At 41.2% G+C, this 26,712-nt stretch carries 27 protein-coding genes and 1 pseudogene; 8 read left to right on the top strand and 20 right to left on the bottom strand.

The window, feature by feature from the left end:
- Positions 1-3: 3 nt before the first annotated feature.
- On the bottom strand, positions 4-2,034 hold the full coding sequence (locus QM865_RS07000; protein WP_023947575.1) for a BglG family transcription antiterminator: 2,031 nt from the start codon (positions 2,032-2,034) through the stop codon (positions 4-6).
- Positions 2,035-2,224: 190 nt separating this feature from the next.
- Here QM865_RS07000 and QM865_RS06995 point away from each other — a divergent pair.
- The 4 genes and pseudogenes from QM865_RS06995 (at position 2,225) to rpmG (ending at position 3,553) form a co-directional block, all read left to right on the top strand.
- Positions 2,225-2,852: pseudogene (locus QM865_RS06995) on the top strand (hypothetical protein).
- Positions 2,853-2,877: 25 nt separating this feature from the next.
- Positions 2,878-3,054: a PTS ascorbate transporter subunit IIC gene (locus QM865_RS06990; protein WP_414306352.1), complete on the top strand. Its 177-nt coding sequence runs from the start codon at positions 2,878-2,880 to the stop codon at positions 3,052-3,054.
- Positions 3,055-3,205: 151 nt separating this feature from the next.
- Positions 3,206-3,388, top strand: coding sequence for a 50S ribosomal protein L32 (gene rpmF / locus QM865_RS06985; protein ID WP_000290417.1), 183 nt, complete (start codon positions 3,206-3,208; stop codon positions 3,386-3,388).
- Between the two features lie 15 nt (positions 3,389-3,403).
- Positions 3,404-3,553 carry a 50S ribosomal protein L33 gene (gene rpmG / locus QM865_RS06980; protein ID WP_001265622.1) on the top strand — a complete coding sequence of 50 codons (150 nt, stop codon included), beginning with the start codon at positions 3,404-3,406 and terminating at the stop codon, positions 3,551-3,553.
- A 622-nt stretch (positions 3,554-4,175) separates the two neighbouring features.
- Here rpmG and QM865_RS06975 read toward each other — a convergent pair.
- The 10 genes from QM865_RS06975 to QM865_RS06930 form a co-directional block, all read right to left on the bottom strand.
- Positions 4,176-4,523 (bottom strand): type II toxin-antitoxin system RelE/ParE family toxin, encoded by a 348-nt coding sequence (locus QM865_RS06975; RefSeq protein ID WP_414306339.1) that lies wholly within the window; start codon positions 4,521-4,523, stop codon positions 4,176-4,178.
- A complete protein-coding gene (locus QM865_RS06970) occupies positions 4,513-4,800 on the bottom strand; it encodes a type II toxin-antitoxin system RelB/DinJ family antitoxin (protein ID WP_001101478.1) in 288 nt (95 codons plus the stop codon). The genes QM865_RS06975 and QM865_RS06970 overlap by 11 nt, the downstream gene beginning before the upstream one ends.
- A gap of 174 nt (positions 4,801-4,974) precedes the next feature.
- The gene (rpsD, locus tag QM865_RS06965) at positions 4,975-5,586 is read right to left on the bottom strand and encodes a 30S ribosomal protein S4 (RefSeq protein WP_000092756.1); all 612 of its coding nucleotides are present in this window, start codon (positions 5,584-5,586) and stop codon (positions 4,975-4,977) included.
- A 194-nt stretch (positions 5,587-5,780) separates the two neighbouring features.
- Positions 5,781-6,833, bottom strand: coding sequence for an ATP-binding protein (locus tag QM865_RS06960; RefSeq protein ID WP_414306338.1), 1,053 nt, complete (start codon positions 6,831-6,833; stop codon positions 5,781-5,783).
- A complete protein-coding gene (locus tag QM865_RS06955) occupies positions 6,833-7,528 on the bottom strand; it encodes a response regulator transcription factor (protein ID WP_414306337.1) in 696 nt (231 codons plus the stop codon). The genes QM865_RS06960 and QM865_RS06955 overlap by 1 nt, the downstream gene beginning before the upstream one ends.
- 123 nt (positions 7,529-7,651) lie before the next feature.
- Positions 7,652-9,916 carry an SSURE domain-containing protein gene (locus QM865_RS06950; RefSeq protein WP_414306336.1) on the bottom strand — a complete coding sequence of 755 codons (2,265 nt, stop codon included), beginning with the start codon at positions 9,914-9,916 and terminating at the stop codon, positions 7,652-7,654.
- Positions 9,917-10,031: 115 nt separating this feature from the next.
- Entirely contained in the window at positions 10,032-11,048 is a 1,017-nt protein-coding gene (locus QM865_RS06945; protein WP_173253467.1) for a glycosyltransferase family 2 protein, read from the bottom strand.
- A 331-nt stretch (positions 11,049-11,379) separates the two neighbouring features.
- Entirely contained in the window at positions 11,380-12,045 is a 666-nt protein-coding gene (locus QM865_RS06940; protein WP_414306335.1) for a potassium channel family protein, read from the bottom strand.
- Between the two features lie 13 nt (positions 12,046-12,058).
- Complete coding sequence (locus QM865_RS06935) at positions 12,059-13,438, bottom strand: TrkH family potassium uptake protein (RefSeq protein ID WP_414306334.1); 1,380 nt, start codon at positions 13,436-13,438, stop codon at positions 12,059-12,061.
- A 33-nt stretch (positions 13,439-13,471) separates the two neighbouring features.
- Positions 13,472-14,236: a nucleoside phosphorylase gene (locus QM865_RS06930; protein WP_414306333.1), complete on the bottom strand. Its 765-nt coding sequence runs from the start codon at positions 14,234-14,236 to the stop codon at positions 13,472-13,474.
- Between the two features lie 183 nt (positions 14,237-14,419).
- Between QM865_RS06930 and QM865_RS06925 the strand changes: the two genes are divergently transcribed.
- The 3 genes from QM865_RS06925 to QM865_RS06915 are packed head-to-tail and all read left to right on the top strand — an operon-like array spanning position 14,420 to position 16,687.
- Positions 14,420-14,725: a rhodanese-like domain-containing protein gene (locus QM865_RS06925; protein WP_000468857.1), complete on the top strand. Its 306-nt coding sequence runs from the start codon at positions 14,420-14,422 to the stop codon at positions 14,723-14,725.
- A gap of 20 nt (positions 14,726-14,745) precedes the next feature.
- The gene (locus QM865_RS06920; RefSeq protein ID WP_414306332.1) at positions 14,746-16,401 is read left to right on the top strand and encodes an FAD-dependent oxidoreductase; all 1,656 of its coding nucleotides are present in this window, start codon (positions 14,746-14,748) and stop codon (positions 16,399-16,401) included.
- The gene (locus QM865_RS06915; RefSeq protein WP_125451599.1) at positions 16,391-16,687 is read left to right on the top strand and encodes a rhodanese-like domain-containing protein; all 297 of its coding nucleotides are present in this window, start codon (positions 16,391-16,393) and stop codon (positions 16,685-16,687) included. The genes QM865_RS06920 and QM865_RS06915 overlap by 11 nt, the downstream gene beginning before the upstream one ends.
- A gap of 340 nt (positions 16,688-17,027) precedes the next feature.
- On the opposite strand, the gene QM865_RS06910 is transcribed toward QM865_RS06915, so the two are convergent.
- The 9 genes from QM865_RS06910 to QM865_RS06870 form a co-directional block, all read right to left on the bottom strand.
- Entirely contained in the window at positions 17,028-17,285 is a 258-nt protein-coding gene (locus QM865_RS06910; protein ID WP_000185159.1) for a metal-sensitive transcriptional regulator, read from the bottom strand.
- Positions 17,286-17,434: 149 nt separating this feature from the next.
- Positions 17,435-18,289 carry a VOC family protein gene (locus tag QM865_RS06905; RefSeq protein WP_414306331.1) on the bottom strand — a complete coding sequence of 285 codons (855 nt, stop codon included), beginning with the start codon at positions 18,287-18,289 and terminating at the stop codon, positions 17,435-17,437.
- 317 nt (positions 18,290-18,606) lie between these two features.
- The gene (locus tag QM865_RS06900) at positions 18,607-19,644 is read right to left on the bottom strand and encodes an aldose epimerase family protein (RefSeq protein ID WP_414306330.1); all 1,038 of its coding nucleotides are present in this window, start codon (positions 19,642-19,644) and stop codon (positions 18,607-18,609) included.
- A 115-nt stretch (positions 19,645-19,759) separates the two neighbouring features.
- A complete protein-coding gene (locus tag QM865_RS06895) occupies positions 19,760-20,926 on the bottom strand; it encodes an SIS domain-containing protein (RefSeq protein ID WP_414306329.1) in 1,167 nt (388 codons plus the stop codon).
- Positions 20,927-21,136: 210 nt separating this feature from the next.
- Entirely contained in the window at positions 21,137-21,541 is a 405-nt protein-coding gene (locus QM865_RS06890; protein WP_001129932.1) for a PTS sugar transporter subunit IIA, read from the bottom strand.
- A 3-nt stretch (positions 21,542-21,544) separates the two neighbouring features.
- Positions 21,545-22,366, bottom strand: coding sequence for a PTS system mannose/fructose/sorbose family transporter subunit IID (locus tag QM865_RS06885; RefSeq protein WP_000185289.1), 822 nt, complete (start codon positions 22,364-22,366; stop codon positions 21,545-21,547).
- Positions 22,353-23,258, bottom strand: a complete 906-nt coding sequence (locus tag QM865_RS06880; RefSeq protein WP_000617013.1) for a PTS mannose/fructose/sorbose/N-acetylgalactosamine transporter subunit IIC — start codon at positions 23,256-23,258, stop codon at positions 22,353-22,355. Before QM865_RS06880 ends, QM865_RS06885 begins: the two co-directional genes overlap by 14 nt.
- 26 nt (positions 23,259-23,284) lie before the next feature.
- The gene (locus tag QM865_RS06875; RefSeq protein WP_414306328.1) at positions 23,285-23,761 is read right to left on the bottom strand and encodes a PTS sugar transporter subunit IIB; all 477 of its coding nucleotides are present in this window, start codon (positions 23,759-23,761) and stop codon (positions 23,285-23,287) included.
- Positions 23,758-25,545 (bottom strand): glycoside hydrolase family 35 protein, encoded by a 1,788-nt coding sequence (locus tag QM865_RS06870; protein ID WP_414306327.1) that lies wholly within the window; start codon positions 25,543-25,545, stop codon positions 23,758-23,760. Before QM865_RS06870 ends, QM865_RS06875 begins: the two co-directional genes overlap by 4 nt.
- Positions 25,546-25,864: 319 nt before the next feature.
- Between QM865_RS06870 and QM865_RS06865 the strand changes: the two genes are divergently transcribed.
- Positions 25,865-26,581: a GntR family transcriptional regulator gene (locus QM865_RS06865; RefSeq protein ID WP_414306326.1), complete on the top strand. Its 717-nt coding sequence runs from the start codon at positions 25,865-25,867 to the stop codon at positions 26,579-26,581.
- The last annotated feature ends 131 nt before the right edge of the window (positions 26,582-26,712 follow it).

Below are 26,712 nucleotides of genomic sequence, written 5' to 3'. Positions count from 1 at the left end.
TATCTAATCCTCCTGTTTAATTATCATTTCAATGTCATCATAGTTTTTTGATGATATTAAAGTTTGAACATGGTTTTTATCTCTTAAAATTGTTGTTAAATGTGACAAAGCCTTTAAATGACTCTCATTATCAATGGCTGCAATACAAATCAACAATCTTACCTCTTGTTCTGGATTATCCAATAAATAAATCGGTTCTTCCAAAACTAACATTGACATTCCTATTTCATTCACACCTTCATCTGGCCGAGCGTGAGGAATTGCTACTCCCTTCCCTAAATTAATAAAAGGCCCAAACTCTTCTACTTTTTGAATCATTGCCTCAGGGTAGTTCTCAGTTATCTTATGTTGATCCAAAAGCGGTTTAGCTGCTAAACGAATTGCCTCCTTCCATCCTAATTTTTCCGAACTAACCTGATAAGTTTCTTTTGTAATTAATTCTTCTAACAATGGTAACACTTCCTTTCTGTTCATTTCTTGATAGAGATACCTCTTTAATGCTAATTTTAACTCTAATTCTTGTGTGATTACACTATATCGTCTTACTATGCTAATTATCTGATTAAGCTCAATATCTCGATAACCTGTATCTGGGAAATCTTTTGATACCAATTCAACTAACTGTGTTGTTTGTTCTTCCGTCATCATAACAGAAACTAGATAATTTGGCTTCTCTGTATCCACCTTTATAGTAGAAAAAACCATATCATAGTCACTACTAGTTTTCGCATATAAATCATCAATCTTTGAGGTTCCTATAAACTCAATTTGAGGGAATAATGCTAATAGATTCTCTTTTATCATCAATGAAGAACTAATTCCATTAGGACAGATAATTGCTGCTTTATAACATTTTTGAGGCAAATTGTCTGCTTTCTTTAAATATCCTCCAAAATGGATAACAAAATATGCTGTTTCACTATCAGGTATGGGCTTGTCAATAGCGTCCATCAAGGGAGTCAAAGAATCTTTTACTAGTTCAAATAAATCAGGATAATGTTCTTTAACATGCAACACATATTCATTTGAGCTAGGTAAGCCGAACTTTAATCTATAGTAAGCCGGTATAAGGTGGCGGCGAAGATTTTCTCTCAATACTTCTCTTTGTTTAAAATGTAACAAAGAAATATCTTCCATTCTACTTATAATAGCCTCTGTTAATTGATTAAAGTAAACCGGAGCAACATCTACTTCACCTTCAAAGCAACTTGATAATAAAACTGTGACATAGCGATAATCATCCTCTGAAAATACCGTATCTATAATTCCCAAATCAACTACTGTATCTAATAAAATAGTCGTTATATCTTGAATAATAGGAGATACTAGTGTCTCTGAAAGACATACTCTTTCAACATCCCTTTGATACCTACATATAATGAATACTAAACCGAAAAGGCAAACTTTTAATTGATTAACAATAGGTACTATCTGTAGCTTTTCATAATAATCTTTAACTACCTGATCAATCAAATCATAAGTTAATGAATACCCCCAACTGGATAAAACATAATCCAACCCCCAAATCCCTATGGAGGATTCCAGCAACTCACTAACCATTTGAAAAGCTAAACGGTGCTTATTCCACTCTGAACCGTGTAAAGTATAACCTTTTGCTCTACTGTACCCTAGCTCCAAATCATTATCTAACATAATCTTTCTTAATGATTGAATATCAGATAAGGTTGTATTCTTACTTACTTTCAAAAAGTCTTGGTAATGATTATTCGATATAAAATCTAATCGGCAAAAAGTGTAAAGATAGATTAATGCTAAGCGAGTCGACTTTGGTAAAACCAATTCATCCGACTTAATAATATCTGTCAAAGACTGCTTCGTACGATTTGATAAACTATAGCGACCTTGTTTTTTATCCAGCACTATCCCTTTATTAGCTAGATAAGGCACTAAATAATCTATTCCTTCTTTGACTTCCTTTATAGGTAAGCTCACCTTAACAGATAATTCATATAATGATAGCTCACAATGATCCATCAAAGTCATCAAAATAACTAGTGCTCTATAATCAAACATTTCTCTTCCTTTCTAACTACAATTATAGTGTAAAAGTTATAAGAATAAAAGAGTATTTCAGCACAATATAATCTCACTTCCTATAAGTAATTATTGGGCTGAAACTTTTTAGTGATTATTTGTCAACTTTCTATTAATTTTTAAAAACAAAATGATATCATTTAGATATCAAATAACAGAGGTCATTCTTATGACTGAAAAACTAATCAATTCAAAACCAAATGGTGTATTAGCATTGATTCTCATTGAGTTGACAATCGTACTTGGTATCTTTATATTTATAATGGGTGTTGGTTCGGAAAACATTTTTGGAATTATTATCGGACCTTTACTAATCGTAATTGCAGCGCTAACTCATGCTGGTTTAAAAGTTGTCAAACCTCAGGAGGCTATGGTTCTGACACTCTTTGGTAACTATACAGCTACCATCAAAGAACCTGGCTTTTACTTTGTCAATCCCTTCAGCGTAGCAGTTAACCCTGCAAACTACACTCGACTTGGATAAAGTGGTGACGTTAGCACGAAATCTCCTTTTTTAGGAGCTAAATCATCAAATGACAATGACTGCTTAGGAAATCCTTGAAGCACGTATCACTTACCTAGCTTATGCTCCAGAAATTACTACCATTATTGATGCCCGTAAGATGATTGTAGATGGTGCTGTAGGAATGGTTGAAATGGCACTAGAACGGCTCAATGAAGGGGAATTGGTAGAGCTTGACGAAGAACGAAAAGCTGCTATGGCTTCAAATCTCCTAGTCGTCCTCTGTGGCAATCATGATGCACAACCAATTGTCAACACAGGAAGTCTTTACTAAAGATGGTTGAAGCTAAAAAAAGCAGATCCCCCTTCGACTCTCAACAAAGTTATACGCTGCACTCGAATCATGGGCAGAAGATGACTTTCGTTCAGTCAATGGGCAAATCGAATCTCTCCTTACAGAATGTGTCAAACAACGGAAGAAAGACGGAAAATACGTATCAGAAACCATTGACGAATCATTTGAGATTGATATTTAACACCTTCTCCTGTCTGCTAGGTCTGACAGGAGAATTTTTTCATCTTTTTTTGTCAAGTAACTTTACTTTACAAAAAAAATGTGTTATTCTAGTATGGTTGATGAAAATCAGTAGATTGAATCGAATATAAATACCTAAAGGAGAAATCAAAATGGCAGTACCTGCACGTCGCACTTCAAAAGCGAAGAAAAATAAACGTCGTACACACTACAAAGTAACAGCTCCATCTGTAAACTTTGACGAAACTACTGGAGATTACTCACGTTCTCACCGTGTATCACTTAAAGGATACTACAAAGGACGTAAAATCGCTAAAGCTGCATCAGCTGAATAATAGAAGGGAGATACCATGCGCGTAAATATTACACTTGAACACAAAGAATCTGGTGAACGCTTGTACCTTACTTCTAAAAACAAACGTAACACTCCAGACCGTCTTCAATTGAAGAAATACTCACCAAAACTTCGCAAACACGTTGTGTTTACAGAGGTTAAGTAAGCATTCAATATGAATCAATACAGAGGAAAAACGCTGTTCCAAGCGTTTTTTCTTTTTGTCAAATAGATTATATTTCAATTCAAACTCTACTTATCCACAATCTTTTTTGTAAAACTGATTTGATTCAGGTAATTTTAGAACTCTACTGCACTCGAGTCAGTCGATAACATCATTTTCACCTGTATTATACATGATGCGGAAAATGGAACTTGGTAGCACGTGTCCTAATTTCAGTGGAGCGGACTCAAACCACAAAATCCAGTGCTTTAAGATTGCTGAATAAGCTCTGAGGAAATATCAAAACAAAAGCTTGAAATATCGGGGGTTATATGTTAGAATGAACTTACAATGTGAGTAAAGTTACAGCATATGTAACTAAAAAAGCCCCATCGTGCCACCGATTGGGTTTTTTGCTACCCTCTAAAAGGGTTAACCATTACTTTTTACGTTTCTTAAGCCATAACTTGAAAAGCTCAGATAACACGTTAATAAGTAACGGAGCTAGAAACACTGTGAGTAAAGTTTCTAACATATGTAACCCCCCCTTCCTTAAAGTGAGGAGGCCAAAATATTATATCATCAATATCACGTAATTCCCAAACAAAAACGCCTTCCTAAGACGCTATTTTTTCTTGAACAAACGGATGTAGTCCTGTTTACTATGAATAATATCTGATATAAAGACAGCTTTTCTGTCCTCTAAAATATGATAGAAGGCTAGGTAATCACCTAAAATGATGCATCGAGTTTTGTGGGGTGGGTATATAATCCCTCCTACTCTTTCATCAGCATCAAATCCTGCTTCCGGGAAAACTTCAAGACGCTCCAAACCATAAAGAATATTCTTAACTGTGTTTGCTCCTGCCTGTTCTGAAAAGTAGTTAGCTGAGATATAATCTTTAATACCTCTTAGCTGTTCTTGTACCGTTTCGGAGATAATAAGGCTATATACGTTCTCGTTAAATTCCAAGGTTAGCCCTCACTTCATCAAGGCTGTAAGTTCTTCCATGTTCTAAATCGTCAAAGCTACGGGCAATTTCAGCACGCAACCCTGATAGAAGTTCTTCTCTTTCTTTATCTACTTGAGTTTCAAATGGCAAAGCTTTATTTTCTACAATGTGTTCTAAAAACAAGTTAAAACTAGCTGTCATATCAAGATTTTGCGCTGTGATAATAGCTTTAGCCTTCTCTAACAAGTCTCTGTTAGTCTTAAAATTTACCTGTGTATTTTTTTCTAAAACATTCATAGTAGTACCTCTTTTTAGACTATTATATCACTTTAAACTATATAGGTCTAGTTGCGTATAGATACTTATAGCTACATGCTTAAGAGCTATTGTAAAATGTAAAAAAGCACTAAGGGAAAGCGCCCCAAAGTGCTTAATATCAAGGCTCCAAAGCCTATCTGATTCAATAAAATATTACAACATCTTGTTGTAGAATTCAACGACAAGTGCTTCGTTGATTTCTGGGTTGATTTCGTCGCGTTCTGGTAAACGAGTCAATGAACCTTCCAATTTTTCAGCGTCGAATGATACGAATGCTGGACGTCCAAGAGTAGCTTCTACTGCTTCAAGGATTGCTGGAACTTTCAATGATTTCTCACGAACTGAGATCACTTGACCTGGAGTTACGCGGTATGATGGGATATCAACGCGTTTTCCGTCAACAAGGATGTGACCGTGGTTTACGAATTGACGAGCTTGACGACGAGTAGTCGCAAGACCAAGACGGTAAACAACGTTATCCAAACGACGTTCCAAAAGAAGCATGAAGTTGAAACCTAGGATTCCGCCTTTGATTTTTGTAGCTTGTACGAACAAGTTACGGAATTGTTTTTCACCTACACCGTAAGTGAAACGAAGTTTTTGTTTTTCAGCCAATTGCAAACCGTATTCTGACAATTTAGAACGGTTGTTTGGTCCGTGTTGTCCTGGTACGTAGTTACGACGTGCCAATTCTTTACCTGTACCTGTAAGTGAAAGGCCAAGGCGACGAGCTTGTTTCCAAGATGGTCCTGTATAACGTGACATATGAATGTCCTCCTGATATAAATAATATTTCGGTGGAAATAGTCACTTAGAAAGCCCTGATTCGTGCAGATGCCCTTCGCCTAAACAGCCAAGGTTACTTATCATAAGACACCTGTTGACGAGCTTCATGCTTTCCTGCTGATATTTCGCACAAAATCCATTCTACCATGAATAGCTGGATTTGTAAAGAGGTTTTAAGCTTTATTTTCATTGCCAGAGAGGTTGAGAACGAGGGTAAAGGTGCTTCCGAGACCGTACTGGCTGGTAACTGTAATTTCTCCACCCAATTGATGGGCCAGTTCACGCGCAATCGCAAGCCCTAAGCCATGACCACCTGTTTTCATATTACGCGAAGTTTCGACACGATAAAGGCGCTTGAAAATATTCTCCAAATCCTCTGGGGCAATGCCCTGCCCTTCATCCGTTACACTGATTGAAAGCTGGTTCTTCTCCAGCTTAGCCACCACTTCCAGCTTGGTTCCTGGAGCTGAGTATTTAAAAGCGTTATTGACCAGATTCACCAAGATACGAGAAAGTTTGGCATAATCTCCTTCAACCCGGGCAGACTCTGGAATTACCTGCAAGTGGACATCTCGCTCCTCCTGCTCAATCAAGAACTGAAATTCACTCATGCACTCAATCAAGAGCTGATCCAAAAAAATGCTGTCCTTGCTGGCAGTTTCCACCTGATTTCTAGCTGTGTTTAAAGTCAAAAAATTCAACTCTTCAACCAGTTTATTGAGCCTTTCCGTTTGACGCCCAATGGTTGCTAGATAATGATCCTGTTCTCCTTCCTTGATAACCCCATCCAAAATCCCTTCTACTGTCGCTTGAATCGAAGTAATGGGAGTCTTGATATCATGCGATAGCTGGGCAATCATCAAGCCCTTTTCTCGTTCGCTTTCTTCCAAGGAATCAAAGGTCGCCTGCAAATCATGGGACATTTCATTGAAAGCTTGGCCTAATTGCTGAAATTCTACAGGTCCTTGAACCTCCAGATTTGAAGGAAAATCCTTGTCCGCTACTCGCTTAGCATGCTCCTTGAGTTTGCCCAACGACGTAAATACCGGCGACAGGAGAAAGAGACTAATCCCAGCACCGACAAGACTGGCAACGATGGTCATCCCAAGCAAAAAGTAAATCTCGCTTTTCGCAATCAGCATTTTTTGAACAGCCCAAAAAACCACGATAATCGTTAGGAATGTTGAAGTGACATACCCCACTAAAATATAACTTTTTAATTTCATTAACTACCTCGTGCTTTCTCAATTTTGTAGCCCAAGCCCCAGACGGTTTTGATGGTAGGTATTTCTGAACTAGCATGTTTAGCCAACTCCTGTCGCAGAGCATGAATATGAACATTCAAGGTATTGGTATCATCCACATAATCTTCCTGCCAGACTTTTTCATAGAGGTCTGTCTTAGAAAAAACTCGCTCTGGATTGCTGGCTAGAAGCCATAAAAGTTCGAAGGATTTGACTGTCAAATCAAGCGCCACATCTCCGACTTGGACCTCATGGCTACCGTGATTCATCCGTAAATCCCCGAGACTGACGACTTCTGTCTCACCTCCACGATGAAGGCGACGCAAGATATTGTGGACACGCAAAACCAGCTCACGAGGGCTAAAGGGCTTGGCAATAAAGTCATCTGCCCCTAAGCTCAGGCCATAAATCTTGTCCTGCTCGCTGGTCTTAGCCGTGATAAATAGAAAAGGCTGATCTGGAGATTGATACTGAACCTCACTAATCAAATCATAACCATCCATCCGAGGCATCATGATATCTGTAATAATCAAATCAATTGGTTTTCGCTTGAAGATTTCTAAGGCCTCTGCTCCATCATGGGCCACCAAAACATTATATCCTGCCTGAACCAGATAACGTTGATGAATATCTGTGATTTCTACCTCGTCGTCAACGAGTAAAATTGTCTTTTCCATCTGTCTCTCCTTTGAAAAAAACAGTGCTATACCACAATAGTATAACACTATTTTAATCTCTTTACGAACATTCTAATCGATATCTGGATTTTTCAAATCCTAGATAGAAAGTCTGTAACTAGACTAGTCATTTTCCTCTTTTTTAGCTTTCAAACTGAGTCCGCCTAATAGTCCTGCTAAGGCGAGTCCAAAGAATCCAAGAGTAGCCATTGATGTTTGGGCTTCACCAGTATATGGAAGCATGTCTTTTTTGTCTTTCATTTGATCAGCCATCATTGGACTTGATACCTTGTTATTAGATGCCATCTTGCCTTCATCAGACATTTTGCTTGATGTTGCTGGAGCTTGATCTTGCTTCATACTTGAAGTTGCCATTGGCTGGCTAGCATTCATGGTTTTGTCCTGCTCTTTGCTAGGCATCATCTTATCCTGGCTAGCAGCTGGCATTTTAGATTTCATCTCATCTTGATTGGCACTTGGCATTTGAGCGTTCATCTTAGACGCATCTTGATGACTATTCATCATTGGAGCCGGCATAGCTGAACCATTAGAAGATGGGACGAAGCCTGATTGCATCTGAGTAAGAGACTGATGTCCATTCAAGTTTACTGTCAAATCCTTAGTCGCTACGAGATTGCTCAAATCGGCCTTGCCATCTTTGGCACCGTACACCTTGATGGTAGCTTTATAACTTTGAGTGCCGTTTTGTTTCAAGAAATCAAGAAGCTCTTTATCTGATTTACCTTGAGTACCTGCCAAGTCCACTTCGTAGAAGTAGAGGCCTTTGCCCAATTTCTCTACTGGTGGAAGGGCCGGATTTTTAGCTGAACCATTGTCTGACCATGGAGCCTTGTCGGATGCTTTCAAGATAAGGCGAGTCAACATACCGTCACCTGCGAAGAATTCATATGGAATGACTTGGTTGACACCGGCTGTGAATGGGCCTGAGAAGTTGGCTTTGTCCAAGTAAGTGGCTGGGACGTCTACTGTGTCTTTAGTATTGTCAGCCACACCCTTTTGCACTTCAGCTGGAGTAGTTAATCCATTCAAGTTTACTGTCAAATCCTTAGTCGCTACAAGGTTGCTCAAATCAGCCTTGCCGTCTTTAGCACCATAAACCTTGATGGTAGCTTTATAGCTTTGCGTACCGTTTTGTTTCAAGAGATCAAGTAAGTCTTTATCAGATTTACCTTGAGTTCCTGCCAAATCCACTTCGTAGAAGTAGAGACCTTTGCCCAATTTTTCTACTGGTGGAAGAGCTGGATTTTTAGCTGAACCGTTGTCTGACCATGGAGCCTTGTCGGAGGCTTTCAAGATAAGACGAGTCAACATACCGTCACCGGCGAAGAATTCATATGGAATGACTTGGTTGACACCGGCTGTGAACGGGCCAGGAAAGTTGGCTTTATCCAAGTAAGTGGCTGGAACGTCTACTGTGTCTTTAGTATTATCAGCCACGCCTTTTTGGACTTCAGCTGGAGTGGTTAGGCCATTCAAATTAACATCCAAATCTTTTGTCGCTACAAGATTGCTCAAGTCTGCCTTGCCATCTTTTGCGCCGTACACTTTGATGGTAGCTTTATAGCTTTGTGTACCATTTTGTTTCAAGAGGTCAAGAAGATCTTTGTCAGATTTGCCTTGAGTGCCTGCCAAATCCACTTCATAGAAGTAAAGACCTTTGCCCAAGTTTTCTACTGGTGGAAGGGCCGGATTTTTGGCTGAACCGTTATCTGACCATGGGGCCTTGTCGGATGCTTTCAAGATAAGGCGGGTTAACATACCATCACCGGCGAAGAATTCATACGGAATGACTTGGTTGACACCGGCTGTGAATGGGCCTGGGAAGTTGGCTTTGTCCAAGTATGTAGCTGGAACATCTACTGTATCTTTGGTGTTGTCAGCTACTCCTTTTTGGACTTCAGCTGGGGTGGTTGCTGGTTGAGCTTCATTTGCTTCACGGTCTTGTCCAGAAACTGTAGGCGCAGGATTTGTCGCAGGTTTAACCGCATCCTCTGTTTCTTTCTTAGATTCTGGTTTTGCTTGCACTTCTTCTTTTGACGCTACCACTTGGTCTTTATCAGCTACATTCACTTTTCCTGGAGAGCTTGTAGCATCCAAGCTTGCTTTAGGTGTTGAGTCTACCTGTTCTGAAGGAAGAGCTGTATCGACTGCTTCTTTGAGAAGTTCTGCTGATAAGTCGCTCTTTTCACTCACCGAAGCAGCGTCTGGCACGACTTGGGCAGGGGCTGGATTGACCACATCGGCATGCACAGAACTTGGTTGCCCAACTAGGACAAAGAAGCCACTGGCCACAACAACTGAGGCAACACCGACACTAAGACGGCGAATAGACCAACGAGTATATCTTTGATTTGGATTGAATTTCATAGGATTCTCCTTAGAGTTTTTCTTTATTTGATGACTCTAGTATAATCTCCTAAAATTAAAAAGGATTAAGAAAAAGTTAAAATTTTTCTTAAATCCCTCTTATAAAATACTTATATTAATTAAATCCATAAACAGATTTGGTGATTTGATAGACGACATTGGAAAGTTTGCGAGCTGGCAAGACTGAATGTTTGGTCAAACGGCTGAGCATGGTCTTGCGAATGGCCTGAAAGACCTCTGGATTTTCCTGCTGAATATAGGTCCACAGCTCCCGTTTTTTTGCAAGATGCTCCGCTGTTCCTGCTCGGTTGAGCAGGGCACTAGAAATCACCGTCGTAATCTCAATATGATTCAGCAGATATTCTCGCATTTTGGGATGACTCACTTTGGATAAATCAAGCTGGTCTACCAAGAGTCGATTGACCTTGAGTTGCTGGTCAATGCGTTTAATCATCACTTGCTCATTGACAGACTGGTCCTCACGCCCAATCAAATAACGATAGAAATCGACAGGCAAATAGTACATGGTCTTAACCTGCTGAAGAGGGGTAAAGACAAAGAGATTATCGACATAAAAGGTATGCTCAGGCAGTTGGAACTGGCTCGCTCGCAACAAATCTGTCCGGTAAATCAGCGAGTGCATCATGATATACTGGCCTTTTGAGAAATTTCCGACCTGATCCCAGCCAAAAATCTGTTGGACAGGCAAGACTGACTCATAACTCATACTCTTCTTACGAGACTGACCTTCCTTTTCATATACAAAATTAGTCACAAAGGCATCCACCTCTTGACCTTCGCTCTCTAGTTCTTGCAAGGTCTCCAAAATTTTCAGATAAGCACGAGGATCCACCCAGTCATCACTATCAACCACTTTAAAATAGAGCCCAGAAGCCTCTGCCAAGCCACGATTGACGGCACCCCCATGGCCTTTATTTTCCTGATAAATGGCTCTAACGATGTTAGGATACTTGCTGGCTAAACGCTCAGCGATTTCCTGAGTCTGGTCCTGAGATCCATCATTGATAATCAAAATCTCAACTTGCTCACCACCAATCACTAGCGACTCCACACAGTAATGAAGATAGGCTGCGGCATTATAGCTAGGAATGGCGATAGACAATAATTTCATAATCTACTCCTTTAGGGGACTGGGGTTTTCTTATACTCAATGAAAATCAAAGAGCAAACTAGGAAACTAGCCGCAGGTTGCTCAAAGCACTGCTTTAAGGTTGCAGATAGAACTGACGAAGTCAGTTACCTATACCTACGGCAAGGCGACGTTGACGTGGTTTGAAGAGATTTTCGAAGAGTATTACTCTCTCTTCTCACTTCTTTCTATTCTACCATAAAGTCCAGTTTTTGAAGGACTTTTACTAGAATACAAGGACTTCTAGTCTCAATTGGAATACAGGTCTCTCTATTTACTATCTAGGTCATCAAAAAAGAGGGGTGCTCCCTCCTTACGAATTTAATTCTGCCAAGTCATCTAGATACTGGTTGTTAATGACTGCTAAAATATAGGCATCTGCCTTCAAAAGATCATTAGGTCCAAACTGGACATCCAGCGGTGAATTTTCTTGTTCACGAAATCCTAGGACATTGAGGTTATATTTGCCACGTAAATCTAGCTGGCTCAGGCTTTTACCTGCCCAAACACTCGGAATTTTCATCTCCACGATAGACACATTTTTATCCAGCTGAAAGACATCAACATTGTTATGAAAGAGAATGGTCTGCGCTAGAGACTGCCCCATTTCATACTCAGGTGAAATCACTGAGTCAGCACCGATTTTTTCTAGCACCTTCTTAGCTGTCTGGCTTTTGACCTTGGCAATAACCCTGGGTACCCCTAGACTCTTACAATGCATAACTGCAAGCACACTCGATTCTAGATTTTCCCCTGTTGCCACTACAACCGTATCACAGGTATCAATTCCTGCAGTTCTGAGGAGTTCCTCGTCTGTAATATCGCCAACAACTCCACGCGCCAAAACAGGCTCAAATTGATTGATGCGCTCGGCGTGGTCGTCAATGGCAATGATATTCATATCTTGCTTGGCAAGGGCCATCAGGACACTACTCCCGAAAATCCCCAAACCTAAAATTCCAATCGTACGATCTGACATCGTTCTTCCTTTCTTATCCAATACTAATATCTGCTTTCATATACTGAATCAAATCTTTCTTATCAGGCTGGTAATCCGCTAGACTAACCAGCAAGGTCAAGGGACCGATACGGCCAATAAACATAAGCAACATGACAATACTGAGGGCTAGCTTGCCCAATTCTGGTGTCAGATTTGCCGTTACCCCAACTGTCGCAAGGGCTGAAATGGTCTCAAACATGAGGTAGATAAAACGCGGCGTTCCTTCTGCCGTAATTCCCAGCAACATCAAGCCCAACAAGAAGGTCATCAAAAAGATAATGAAGACACTAAAGGATTTTTGGACTGTTCGAACCTCAATGGTTCTCTGCGCAACATTGGCATGAGGCAAGCCCAGCAATTCACTACGCGCAAAGACCAATAAGACAAAGAAAGTCGTAATCTTGAGCCCCCCAGCCGTCCCTCCAGGCGCCCCACCCAGAAACATCTGTAGGATATAGATAAACAAGGTCACAGGCCGAGCTTGAGTGTAGTCAATAGAAGCAAAGCCAGCCGTTCTCATGCTGACGGTTTGGAAAAAGCTAACCAGCACTTTCTCTGGGATACTGAGGTTGCCAATTGTCCCTGGATTGTGCCACTCCGTAAAGAGTGTAGATACTGTCCCAAACAACAAAATCCCTGCAGTCAAGAAGAGAACCAACTTGGTGTGGAAACGCAGACGGCGTTTTTTCTTCTTGTCAAACTGGGTTGCCAAGTCAAACCAGACCATAAAACCCAGACCACCTGTGATAATCAAGCCAGCAATGACCAGATTGATCAAGGGATCCGTCTGAAAAGCGACTAAACTGCTACTACCGAAATTATCAAAACCAGCATTACAAAAGGCTGAAATGGCTAAAAAGATGGAGGTAAAAATGCCCCTTCCCCAGCCGAACTCAGGAATAAAACGGAAACTTAGCAGGAAGGCACCCAAGCCCTCCACCAGAAAAGTCGTCAAAAAGATGGAGCGCATAAAGGCCTTCAGTGACCGAGTCTCCCCGTAACTAAAGCTCTCCTGAATAGTTTCACGACTGCGAAGACTGAGCTTTTGCTTCCCCTGAATATAAAAGACTCCGATAAAGGTCATGAGTCCCAGACCACCAATCTGGATTAAGAGCATACAAATCAGCTGACCCCAGACATTATAGGTAGTGGCTACCGGTTGCGTAAAAAGGCCAGTCACACAGACCATGGACACCGTCGTAAAAAGATGGTCAAAATAAGTAGCCTGCGAACCACTCGCCTGAACAAAAGGCAAACTCAAAAGAAGAGAGCCTATCAAAATAACTCCAGCGAAACTCAGAAAAATTCGACGAGCGGGCGAAAGTCCGCCCAAGGCTCTTTCAATTTTTTTAACAAATAATTTGAATAACATACATCCATTGTACCATAAAAAGAAGGAGAGTAGCTATATCTGAGAAGTTATCTCAAGGCAGAGTTCCAAGGCCTTCTCGAAAGCTTCTGAACCCCAGTCACGACTATCGTACTGGTCCAAGTCTGCTAAGGAATCAGCTGTGAACAACAATTCTCCCCAGAGAACCCCACGCAGTTGGGCTACTGCCGCAAGCGAAGAACACTCCATCTCCACAACAGCACAGCCTTCTTCCTTGCGATAGGCCACCTTTTCAGCCGTTTCTCGGTAAAAACCGTCTGTCGTCCAGGTCACGACTTCTTCATAAGGAATCCCTCTGGCTTCCAAAACTTGCTCAATGGCAGCAATAGCCTCTGCCTGAATTTCCATATAACGAGAAGCTGCCACATAGTGATAACTAGCTCCTTCATCTCGCAGAGCGCGAACAGGGACTAGAAAGGCGTTTTCTTCTATATCAGCTAGCACACCACAGGTTCCAGTGGAAATAATCTGCTCCACACCATAGCCAATCAACCAATCCATAAACTGGGCTGCTGGAGCGGAGCCAACAGGTGCCTGAGCCAGACAAATTCCCTCGCCCTTGTAGTTAACGACATAGACTGGATAGGTCTTGGTGGCTGAAACGAATTCGCCGACACAGTCCGCCCCTACTTCCCTAGCATAGCGGTCAATCTCCTCACCTAAAAAAGCATAGACACACTTCTTTGGCAAGTGCAAGTCCAGCCCCTCGTGATTGGGCATGATGACCGCCTGAGGATTTTCATCAAACTCTAAGATAGGAATCGCATGTTTCTGAATCATAACCCACCTCCTCTGATTTTGTACTATTGTATCAAAAGCTGACCGAGTGTCAAGGAGGAAGCTGAGGAACTGAGGAGAAAAAATACAATCGCAACCAATCTCCACCAAGTCAAAACAACTTGCTTGACAAAAGCTTGACTTCATGGTTTAATATACCCCATAAGGGTATATTTGGAGGTGCCTATGTTTCACTTATTTACAAAAATTGACAGTATTTCTACCAGCGAGTTAGAAGCCAAACTCAAGGAACCGATTCAGCTACTAGATGTTCGGACGCCAATGGAATTTCGTAGAGGTCATATCAAAAATGCCAAAAATGTTCCTCTAACCGAAATTGGTTCCTACACACCAACAACAAAAGAAACACTTTATGTCATTTGTCATTCTGGTGTGCGTAGTAAGATGGCTGCTAAAAAGCTAAAGAAAAAAGGCTACGATGTCATCAATGTCCGAGGCGGTATGAGCTCTTGGACAGGAAAAGTCATCTAGAAGCATAAAGGAGAAAATCAATGAAAATTATCATTGTCGGGGGAGTTGCAGGCGGAATGTCAGCAGCAACCCGTCTCAGACGTCTCATGGAAGACGCTGAAATCACTATTTTTGAGAAAGGTCCCTTTGTTTCCTTTGCAAACTGCGGGCTTCCTTACTATGTTTCAGGAGAAATTGCAAACCGTGATAGTTTATTGGTCCAAACTCCTGAAAGTCTCAAGGCACGCTTTAATCTCGATGTGCGACCATTTCACGAGGTCATCCAGATTTCGCCAGAAGAACACACTGTGACGGTACGTCATGATGGGAAAGAATTCACAGAAAGCTACGACAAGCTGATCCTCTCCCCAGGAGCTAAACCATTTTTTCCTACCATTGAAGGCTTGGAAGAAGCTAAGAATGCCTACACGCTCCGCAATGTTCCCGATCTCGATGAAATTATGGCAGCCTTGGACAATCATCCAAAAGAAGCTGTCGTTATCGGTGCAGGCTTTATCGGTCTTGAAATGGCTGAAAACCTGGCGAAACGTGGATTGCAAGTTACTATCGTGGAGAAAGCACCCCGTGTCTTGCCGCCATTAGATCAGGAAATGGCAGCCTTTGTCCAAGCAGAATTGGTCAAAAATGGCGTTCGCGTTATCACTTCTCAGTCTGCGACTCGATTTGAAGACCAAGGAAATATCATCGTTCTAGAAAATGGTCAAAAGATTGCTTCTGACCTCACCATTCTTTCTGTCGGTGTTGAACCTGAAAACGGACTGGCTAAATCTGCGGGGATTGAACTGGGACTTCGTGGTGGAATCCTGGTCGATGAACATTATGAAACCAGTCAAAAAGATATTTTTGCAGTTGGGGATGCCATCGTCGTCAAGCAAGAGATTACAGGCCAAGATGCTCTCATCTCTCTCGCTTCTCCTGCCAATCGTCAGGGACGCCAAGTGGCAGACGTCATCGCAGGACTAAAACGTACAAACAAGGGAAATATCGGCACTGCTATCGTTCGTACCTTTGATATGACAGCTGCTTCTACTGGTCTCAGCGAGCGTATCCTTAGCATGAATCAACTTCCTTACAAGGCCCTTCATGTCAGTGGGAAAGACCACGCTGGTTATTATCCAGGCGCTACTGATATGACCTTGAAGCTCCTCTTTGACCCGACCACTGGAAAAATCTATGGTGCCCAAGGTGTTGGGAAGAAAGGTGTTGACAAGCGCATCGATATCCTGGCAACTGCTATCAAGGGAAATCTCACCGTCTTTGACTTACCAGAATTGGAGTTCACCTATGCGCCACCATTTGGCTCGGCCAAGGATCCCGTCAATATGCTGGGCTACGCAGCCTTGAATCTTATAGAAGGTCTCAGCGACAATGTTCAATGGTACCAGCTCGAAGACGAACTGGCTAAAGGTAAGAAATTTCTAGATGTACGGACAAGTGGTGAATTCCAAAGTGGTAGACTCAAAGTCGACACCATCCACATTCCCCTAAACGAACTACGGGAACGCTTGGACGAACTGGACAAGAACCAAGCCTACATCGTTAGCTGCCACAGTGGTTTGCGTAGCTATATCGCAGAGCGTATCCTCAAACAAGCAGGATTTACCATCCAAAACCTTGACGGCGCTTATTCACTATACAAAATGGCTAAGCCAGAAGGAGTAGAATATGGAAACTAGTATCAGTATGGCTGACTTTTATGAAAAATATAAAAATGAAAATTTAGAGCTTATCGATGTCCGTGAAGCACATGAATTCCAAGCAGGACATGCACCAGGTGCCAAAAATCTTCCGTTAAGTACCTTGGAACAAGGATACAAAGAACTCAAACCTGACCATGAATACCATGTCATCTGTCAAGGTGGAGTGCGTTCTGCCTCTGCCTGCCAATTTCTCAGCGCCAAAGGCCTCACCGTTATCAATGTAGAAGGTGGTATGAATGCTTGGCCTGGGCAAGTAGAATAATCAAGAGGAGCTGGGCAAAAACTCAATTTCAGGAGAAAATGAAGTAATACTCAATGAAAATCAAAGTGCAAACTAGGAAGCTCGCCGCAGACTGCTTAAAACACTGTTTTGAGGTTGTAGATAAGACTGACAAAGTCAGGAACAGATTTCTACGGCAAGGTGAAGCTGACGTGGTTTGAAGAGATTTTCGAAGAATATAAATCTCCCCACAATAAAACGCATACTATCAAGGTTTTTAACACCTGATAGTATGCGTTCTTTTATTTTAAAGACTTTTTCCAGCATCTCTTGATTCACATTAAACTATTCTATTAGTAGAGATCTTTCAACTCTGATCTCTTTATTTCCGTTTAATCAAGTATCGTATAGCCTTTTCTAGACGTTCCTTTTGAGCTTCAGGATCATCTAGCGGTTGATTGATACATTCAGTAAGGTTTTCGGTAATTATCATCTCAATCACGCGCTCCACACTAGATTTCACAGCTGTCAGTTGCGTCACAATATCAGCACAGTCACGATCTTCTTCAATCATCTTTTGAATTCCACGCAACTGACCCTCTGAACGTTTCAAACGAGTAATATACTTTGAGTTTGTCATTTCTTTTTCCTTGCTCGATTTTTCTTCATTATATCTCTAATCAGCTCCTTTGTCAAAATTCTCGCCCATCCGTCTCACACAGTTCTGTTAGCAAAGACCGTTCAAAAAGCAAACTAGCAATACTTATAACTTATTAGAAATCCCTAGTTTTATCTTGCTAAACGAATACGAGTCACAATTCCGTCTGGGTCTGTTATTTCCAGCTGGCTAGATGTCAGCCACTTGATTGACGCATCAACTGCTTGTGCTCGCTGCGCAATCGTTAACAGTTCTTCCTTACTAGCAACTTCAATGACATAATAGGCCAAACCTGGCAAGCCTTGCTTACGCGAAGCCAAACCTTTTCCTCCCCATTCGTTGACGGCTAAGTGATGATGGTAGTCCCCAGCTGCAATCCAACTAGCACTAGGTACACTGAATTTATCCTCTAGTCCTAACACCTTTTGATAAAACTGGCTGGACTTTCGACTATCCTTGACAGAAAGATGAATATGGCCCATTCTCGTACCATCTGCTAGGATAAAGGGCTCTACTCTTTCCCCCAACTCATAGATATCCTGCGCCTCAAGGGCCTCCGTCACCCCGATAATTCGTCCATCGTCTCGAATATCCCATTTGGAAACCGGCTTATCTCGATAGAGTTCAATGCCATTTCCCTCCAAATCCTCCAAGTAAATGGCCTCGCTGTAACCATGGTCTGCACCACCCACAAGAGGAATCTGTAAATCTGTCAGTTGTTTCAAGACATCAGCCAAAGCCTTTCGTGTCGGTAAGAGAATAGCCAGATGGTAAAAACCATAATGTTCCCTTACTTCTCCACTCTCTTGTGCTTGAATCAGCTGTACCAAGGCTTTTCCACCAAGGCCTAGAACGACCTCTGTCTCAGTTTGAGATAGAACTTCTAAACCAATAATCTGCTGATAAAATACTGTTTGACTTGCCAAGTCCTTGACATTTAAAACTGCCTCTGCTAAATAAATGTGGCTCTTATATTCATAGGTCATAGGATATCTCCTTTGTTGTAATTTTTGTTATTACAACTATTATGTAATCTCCATCAAGAAAGTCAAGCCAGACAACTCAAGAGATACTGAGTAATAACGTCTTTTCAGGATAAAAGAAAGTATAGTAGATTGAAATAGAATATGAACAAGTTGATTGAGAAATTCAAACTGATTTTTCATAATATTTTATAAACTGATTTGTCCTGCTATTGATTCAACAAACTATGAATCTTTCCATAATAAAACACATATTATCAAACTTTCAGCACCTGACAATGTGCGTTTTTCTAAATTTAAAGACTTTTTCCCAGCTTTCTTTATTTCACAACAAGTTCATAGCGTGTCTTACTTGTAAAGGTTTGACCGGCTTTAAGAATGACTTGGTCTTTGAGGTCACTGTGAATGGCATCTGGTAAAGCTTGCGCTTCAAGGGCAATCCCATTGTGCTGTACCATTGGCTGACCTCCTATGATGACACTCTCATCCACAAAGTTTGCTGTGTAGACTACAAAGCAAGGAGCCTCTGTCTTGAAAATCAGGAAGCGACCTGAGTTTTGGTCATAAAGGAAACCAGCATTGTCATGACCTGCAGGAAGGGCAAATGGGTGATCCAAACCAGATACCAGCTGGATTTGCTCATCTTCTTCTGCAAAGATATCCTTCAACAAGGCACCATTGTAGATGTGTTTAACCACATCACGATCAGCATCTGGAGTTTTGGCAGGAACACCGTCGGGAGCAATTGGGTAAATGCCTTCTGTGTTTAGTTGGAAGACATGACGGTCAATCGTCTGCGTAAAATCACCAGACAAGTTGAAATAACTGTGGTTGGTTGGATTGACCAGCGTATCCTGATCTGTTGTTACCTTGTAGCTAATTTCATAGGCACCAGTTTCTTCCAAGTGATAGCTGATCCAGATCTTGAGATTGCCAGGAAATCCTCCTGCCCCGTCTGTACGTTCTGTGTAGAGGGTCAGGCCATGGTCGCTCACTTCAACAAGTTCAAACAAGCTAGAATCCCAACCAGTTGAACCACTGTGGTTACAGTTGCTAGCATTGTTGACTTCAAGATCATAGATCTTACCATTAAGCTCAAAGGTCGCACCTGCAATACGGCCTGCCACAGGACCTACGCTAGCTCCATGTTTGGGACTATTACCTACATAGCTGTCAAAATCATCAAATCCCAAGATAACATTGGCAAAATTTCCAGCCTTGTCAGGTGTAACATAGCGCAAGATGGTCGCACCATAAGTCATAACCTCAAGCTGGTAACCACCGTCCGTCTCAAAGCGATAGGCCAAGACATCCTTGCCCTCAACATTTCCAAATACACGCTCTGTGTATGCTTTCATTCTGTTCTCCTTTTACTATTTCTCTCAAGCAAACAAACCATAGAAAGCGAATTGACAATCTATGGTTTATCTGATAATTTACAAATCCTCTTGTCAAGAATTCATAAATATTGTCTTACTTTGGATATTCGTGGATGATAACACCTTGTACCACACGGTTTACTGTACCTGTAGGAGACGGTGTATCTGGTTTATTTTCTACCTTGAGTGAAGTCAATAGGGCAAAGAGTTGGGCATAAATGATGTAAGGGAAGACACGGTAAATATCATTCAAGACACCGCCACAACCAAGGGCCACTTCTTTGACATTTTCAAGACCAAAGGCTTGATCACTTAGAAGCACAACACGGCGAGCAATCTGGTCACCAGCAACTTCACGAACCAAGTCCAAGTCGTACTTACGAGTGTAGTCTGTCGTTGTACCAAAGACCAAAACAACTGTATCTTCGTTGATAAGAGATTTTGGACCGTGACGGAATCCGACTGGGCTTTCATACATGGTCGCCACTTGGCCAGCTGTCAATTCCAAAATCTTGAGCTGAGCTTCATGAGCAAGGCCAAAGAAAGGACCAGCGCCTAGATAGATGACACGGTTAAAGTCTAGGTCAACAAGTTCTTTGACATCTTCTGCATTGTCTAGAATTTTACGGACAAGACTAGATACAACTTCAAAACGTTCAACTTTAACAGCAAATTCTGTAGGATCAAAGACCAAGAGAGCTGTCAACATCATAGATGTAAAGCTAGAGGTCATGGCAAAGCCAGCATCATTAGAGGCAGCTGGTTGCAAAAGCAAGAGATTGCGGTCATCTCCATGAGCTTGAAGAGCCAATTTACCATCTGCTGCACAAGTAATCGTCACTTGATAAAGCTCATCCACCAAGGCTTTAGCCAAATCAACAGTCGCCACACTTTCAGGCGAGTTCCCACTACGAGCAAAAGATACAAGGACAGTCGCCACATCTTTTTTCAAATAGGTTTCTGGATTGGCAACGATATCTGTTGTCGCAATAGCATTGAAATTCCATTTGCGTTCGTCATAGACTTCCTTAAAGTAAGGTACCAAGGTGTCTCCCACATAAGCAGAAGTCCCCGCACCTGTCAAGATAACCTTGATATAGTCATGTTTATCAGCAATCCCTTGTAGGAAGGCTACAATTTCTTCACGCTTTGCTTGATAAGATTCAAAAGCTTCTTTCCATACATCAGGTTGTTGGTAGATTTCACGTGTAGTGATTTCTGCACCCAATTCGAGCAAATCTTCTTTTGTATAATGTAACATTGAGTTCCTCTTTTTCTATTAAAGATGGGAATGGGAGTAAGCCCCATTCCCATGTATATTCTATATAAAATGTTCTAACGATTTTCACGTTGTCACATCTTATTGAATCGAGTTCCAACTAAAATCTTTGGGAAAAAGACCGATTATCGTCGGAGCATCGCTCCATCCTCCTATCACCTATTTTCCCTGTGATTTTCACGTTGTCACATCTTATTCATCTTCGTCATCATCGAAGCCCGCTAACAGGTCATTGACTTTCACGATGCTTTCTGCAGCACGGCTCTTATAGTCCGCATCTGCGCCTGTAAGACTCGCATTGATAAATTCAATCACCATTGGAAGATTCATCCCTGCGTAAAGGTCAATATCACGACCTTCCATAATCAAACGACTTACCACGTTACATGGTGTTCCACCGAGAAGATCCGCAAAGACTAGGAAATCATCCAATCCTTCAATAGCAGCTTCAAATTTTGCAGTAAATTCTTCTGGGCCATCTTCTGGAAGAAGAGCCACTGCATGAATATTGTCTTGTGGACCCATGATCATTTCTGTGCTACCTTTAAGCTCTTCACAGAAACGACCATGACTCACCAAAATTAATGATTTAGCCATAAATTATGCGCCCATTCCAAGTACAAATTTACCAAAGGCAGATAGAGCCAAGGCAAGTGCGATAATAATACCGATAGCTTTAGTAGAGTTCATACCTTTCTTACCAAGCAACCAGAAGATAAAGGCAGTAAAGATTGCTGGAAGCAAGCGTGGGAAGATTGAGTTCAAGATGTCTTGGAAGTCAATCATTTTCTCACCGATTGCCCATTTGTAAGAAATTTCAAAGTTGATCATTGTTGCTACAAGAGCACCCATCATGAAGACACCAAGTACAGATGCAGCGTCAATCAAAGCTGTCAAAGTACTTTGCATGTTGTTGATAAGGTTAACCCCTTCTTTGTAGGCAAATTCCAACTGTTTCCAGCGGAAGATGTCATACGCTACTGCAACTGCGATCCAAAGGAAGATACCCCATGGTTGGCCAGCAATAGCCATAGTTGCTGCGATTGACCCCATGATAGCAGGTACAAGGGAACCAAAGATTGTATCTCCAAGAGGAGCGAATGGTCCCATCAAACCTGTCTTGATACCGTTAACGGCATCTTTTGAACCCACACCATCTTTTTCTTCCATGGCAAGGTCAAAACCAGCGATAATGGTATGGAAGAATGGTGAAGTATTGAAGAATTGAGTATGAACTTTCATCATTTCTTTCAATTCAGGAGTTCCATCCCCATACATTTTACGCAATTGAGGCAAAATCATGTAAAGGTAACCAGAAGCTTGCATACGTTCGTAGTTCCAACCTAATTGGAAAGTAAACAAGCTACGTTTGTTGATTTGATTAAAATCTTCTTTTGTAAGTTTGTAATTAGAATTCGTCATCTTCGATTTCCCCACTTTCTGATGGTGTAGAAGGTGCTGCTACAGCTACTTTTTGGCTATTTTTGAAGTGAAGCACTGCAAGGAAGATACCTACGATAGAGATACCGATCATAGACAAACCTTTGAAGTTGTTCACGAAACCAATTTTTTCAGCAACATCTTTCGGTAGAGTACCTACGATACCAGCAACAGCGCCACCAAGACCTGTTACATATGAGTAAAGAACAGTCAACATAGCTGTCAAACCAAATCCCATTGCAAGGTAGTGAAGGTTACGTTTAACTGGAAGGTAACGAAGCAAGATTGCAAATCCAAGACCTGGAAGCATACGACCTGCAAGTGTCAAACCATCTGCAACCCATTTGTAGGCTTCAACTAAGTCTACTACTGATTGTACAAAGGCACCACCAAAGGCAAGTGCGAAGAAGACTGGAAGGGCACGAGATAGAGCCCAAGGAATCGCACCAAGTAGGTAGTTGCGTTCAATACCTTTATAGTCAAAGCGTTCGATTGCAGCATCCACACGGTGAGCAAAGAAAGTAGTTGTCATACGTCCAAGAACGTCGAAGTAAGTCAAGAGAGCTGCTACTGGCACAGCGATTGTTGTAATCGCAAGTGCTGTATCAATTCCTTGTGAAACAGAGAAGGCTGTCGCAAGAACCGCACCAGAAGTTGCGTCGATACGAGAAGCACCACCGAAGGTACCAACCCCAAGAACGAACAGTTGCAAGTTACCACCGATAAGCAGACCAGTAGTCACATCTCCCATGATTAAACCAGTAATGAAACCAGCAAATACAGGGGAACCTGCAGATGAAACGATCGTCAACTCATCACAGATTTGATAAGCTGAGTACAAAGTGAGAAGTAAAATTTGCCACCATTGTATCATAACAATGACCTCCTAAAAATTTTTTCCTATTTTAATAAGCTCAAAAAGTCTGAAACTGGATCAATTGGAACCATTTGAGCAGTAAGTTTAACACCTTTTTCTGCCAATTTGTGGAAGTCTTCCACATCCTTGTCCACTACGTTGATTGAACGTGTGATGGCGCGAGTTTCTGGTGTTTGAGACATATTCCCAACATTGAGAGTTTCAAGTGGTACACCTGCTTCTACCAAACCAAGGAAACGGTCTGGTTTACGAGCAACGATAAAGAGACGTTGGCTATCGTATTTTCCAGCAAGAATATTGGCTGCCGCTTTTTCAATTGGCAAAATACTCAATTTCACACCTGGTGGTGTCGCGAGTTTCAAACCACTCTTTTCAACGTCGTTGTTGACAACTTCGTCATCTACAACCATAATACGTGAAACATTTAGTTTTCCAGCCCATAGATTGGCTACTTGTCCGTGGATCAAACGTCCATCGATACGGCATCCTACAATTGTCATAAGTTTTCCCCCTTTATGTGTTTTAGTGTAGGTTTACGAGTTAAATGAATCTCTTCTTTATATTCACCCTCTGTTTCAAAGATAATGATGCGATTAGCACCCTCCTTGAGATAGCTATGAGGGATATAAAGCGAGAGTGTTGGGCCGACGTTCCAAAAACGTCCTAGATTCTGCCCATTGACAAAGGCAACTCCCTTACCAAACTCAGACAAGTCTAGGTAAGTATCTTTTGGATCTTGGACTGTAAAGTCATAAGCATAAAAGGCTGGTTGTCCTTCTGCCCATCCTTTTGAAAAATCAATTCTCTCAGGATTATCTAGTGGGAGTGGATAGTGTTTCCAGTTTAGTAAGAAATGCAAATCCTTACAAACCCCTGTCCGAATTCCCTTACGTTGCGTGTCCGCTAAGAACTTGTGACCATAGTTGACACGCCCCATATTTTCTATCAAGATATCCAATCTAGACAGCGCTTTCTTTTCTCCTTGATAGAAAATATCTTCCCCAATTTCTGTCTGATATTGGGTTTCAACCCACTGACCATCGACATAAAGCTGAGCTCTATCTCGACCATCAATGATACGAAGTCTTTCTTCTTCTGCATCCCAGTTTGTTTCTGTTCGATAGAGTAGATAGCCATAACTTTGTCCCAATTCCTCCATCTTTTTAGGATAGAGACTTTCTACTGGACTAGACAAGCTATCTAAGGTTTCAAACAAGGAAACTTTTTCAACCAGTGGAATAGCATCCAACTCCATACTCTCTTTGTAGAGTGGTTCCAACTGCGGATACTCTGGGAAATGTGTTGCCATCATCTTCTTAACTGCCAGATATTTGGCAGTTGGATTCCCTTCTTCATCCAGAAGGGCATCGTAATCATATGATGTAACTTGTGGCAGGTCCAAAGTCCCTCGAGCCGAGCAACCATTCATGAAGCCAAAGTTTGTACCACCGTGGAACATGTAAAGATTGATAGAGCCTTGCTCCAATACCTCACGAACAGCTTCTGCCAACTCTTTTGGATCCCGTGTGATAATCGGTTCTTTCCAACGATTGAACCAGCCATCCCAGAACTCCATACACATAAGCGGCCATTTCTTGCCATGCTCATCAAAGAATTCCTGCATCTGTGAAAAATTATAAGGTGCCTTAGAACCAAAATTCCCTGTTACAAAGAGATCATCTTCGATTAAGGTTCCAGCTTTCAGAGTTGCTCTCCATGGACCATCTGATGTAAAGAGTGGACAGGTTACGCCACGCTCTTCCATCAACTGTCGAATCGCTCTCAGGTAAGCCTTGTCTTCTCCATAAGAACCATACTCATTTTCAACCTGCATCATGAGAATGTTCCCACCATTGTCCAATAAATGTGGAACCAACCGTGCCAAAAGCTGATCATAGTAGTGAGCTACAGCTTCAATATAGACTGGGTCTGATGAACGAATCCTCATATCTTTGGTTAAGAGCCAAGCCGGTAAACCACCAAATTCCCACTCCGCACAGATAAATGGTGACGGACGTACAATAGCATAGAGGCCTAAATCTTGTGCTGTTTGGAGAAATTTCTCCAAATCCAGAGCTCCTTCAAAGTTAAACTCACCCTCACTGGGTTCGTGTAGATTCCAAGCAACGTAAGTCTCTACCGTATTAAAACCAAGAGCCTTCAAGTTATAGAGAGAATGATACCAATCTTCTGGCGGAATCCTAAAATAATGAATGGCGCCGGACAAAATCTTGAACGGTTTCCCATCTAAATAGAAATCGTCCCTAATCTCAAATCGTGTCATGTTATTACCTTCTGACAATTAAAGTTCACGCTTTCATTTGTTGATATATTGAATATAACTCAATACACTACATTTGTCAATAGGTTTTCACAATTTTTTTCATTTTTTACCAACTTTTACACAAAAAAATTATAAAGATATAGATTTTACAGACATAGAGCTTCAAGTAGCTAGCATGTATAAAAATGTATAAAATCTCCTTTTTTATATGTAAATTAACCTTATAGTCTATTATTCTAATTTTTTTATTCAAAAGACTACTATTCTTTCCGTTTTTATGGTAAAATCTTTAACGGAGAAGGAAAATCGAGGTGAAATTATGGCAATTCCAAAATATCAATATATAAAAGATGAATTAAAGAACAAAATCATCTCTGGGCAATTTGCAAGTGGAGATAAATTTTACACTGAAGCTGAATTGATTGCAATGTATGATGTTAGTTCTATCACAGTTGTCCGTGCCTTAAACGACCTTGCCAAAGATGGTTATATTGTCCGCCAACAAGGAAAGGGTACATTCGTTTCACGCGCACGCAAACACAAACTCGTAGAGTTTTCAGATGTAGAAGTTTTTGAAACTAAAGATGATAAGGTGACCGTCCTTTCTATTGAACGCGGAAATAAACTAAACTACTTGGAAAAACTTGGATTACGTGGTGATCAGTTCTACTACAAGATTGAACGTGTCCGCGAAACAAATGGTGTCGCATACATCTACCACACATCATATATCCCAGAACAATACATCAACGCAAATTATCCAAATCTTGAATATTATAGTTCTATCTATAACCGTTTCAAATCAGATTACCACATTCACATGAATGATGAACATTTTGAAGAAATCAATGAAATAGTATTTCCAACTCCAGAACATGCGGCTTCGGTCCTCGGAGTCGATGAGCAATTCCCAACCGTTTTACAAACCAAGACTACTAAATTAGAGTCTACTGGTCAGGTTCTCGCTTACAGCGAAACTTATAAACGAGCGGATTACTACAAAATCAAATTCATTTCATGTGACCGTGATCACTAATAAGAAAGAGCCTGGGACAAAAGAGTTCTCGACTACAAAAAAGCTAGAGATTTCCAATAGCGGAACCCTAGCTTTTTAATTTTGAGTCGTTCTCTTATTGTATTTTAGGAGGTTATTGGCCATAAGTACCA

Source organism: Streptococcus mitis (assembly GCF_047462815.1).
GTDB classification, from domain to species: domain Bacteria; phylum Bacillota; class Bacilli; order Lactobacillales; family Streptococcaceae; genus Streptococcus; species Streptococcus mitis_DO.
Note: the sequence above shows the minus strand (reverse complement) of the source record. Positions and strands in the feature narration are given on the sequence as shown.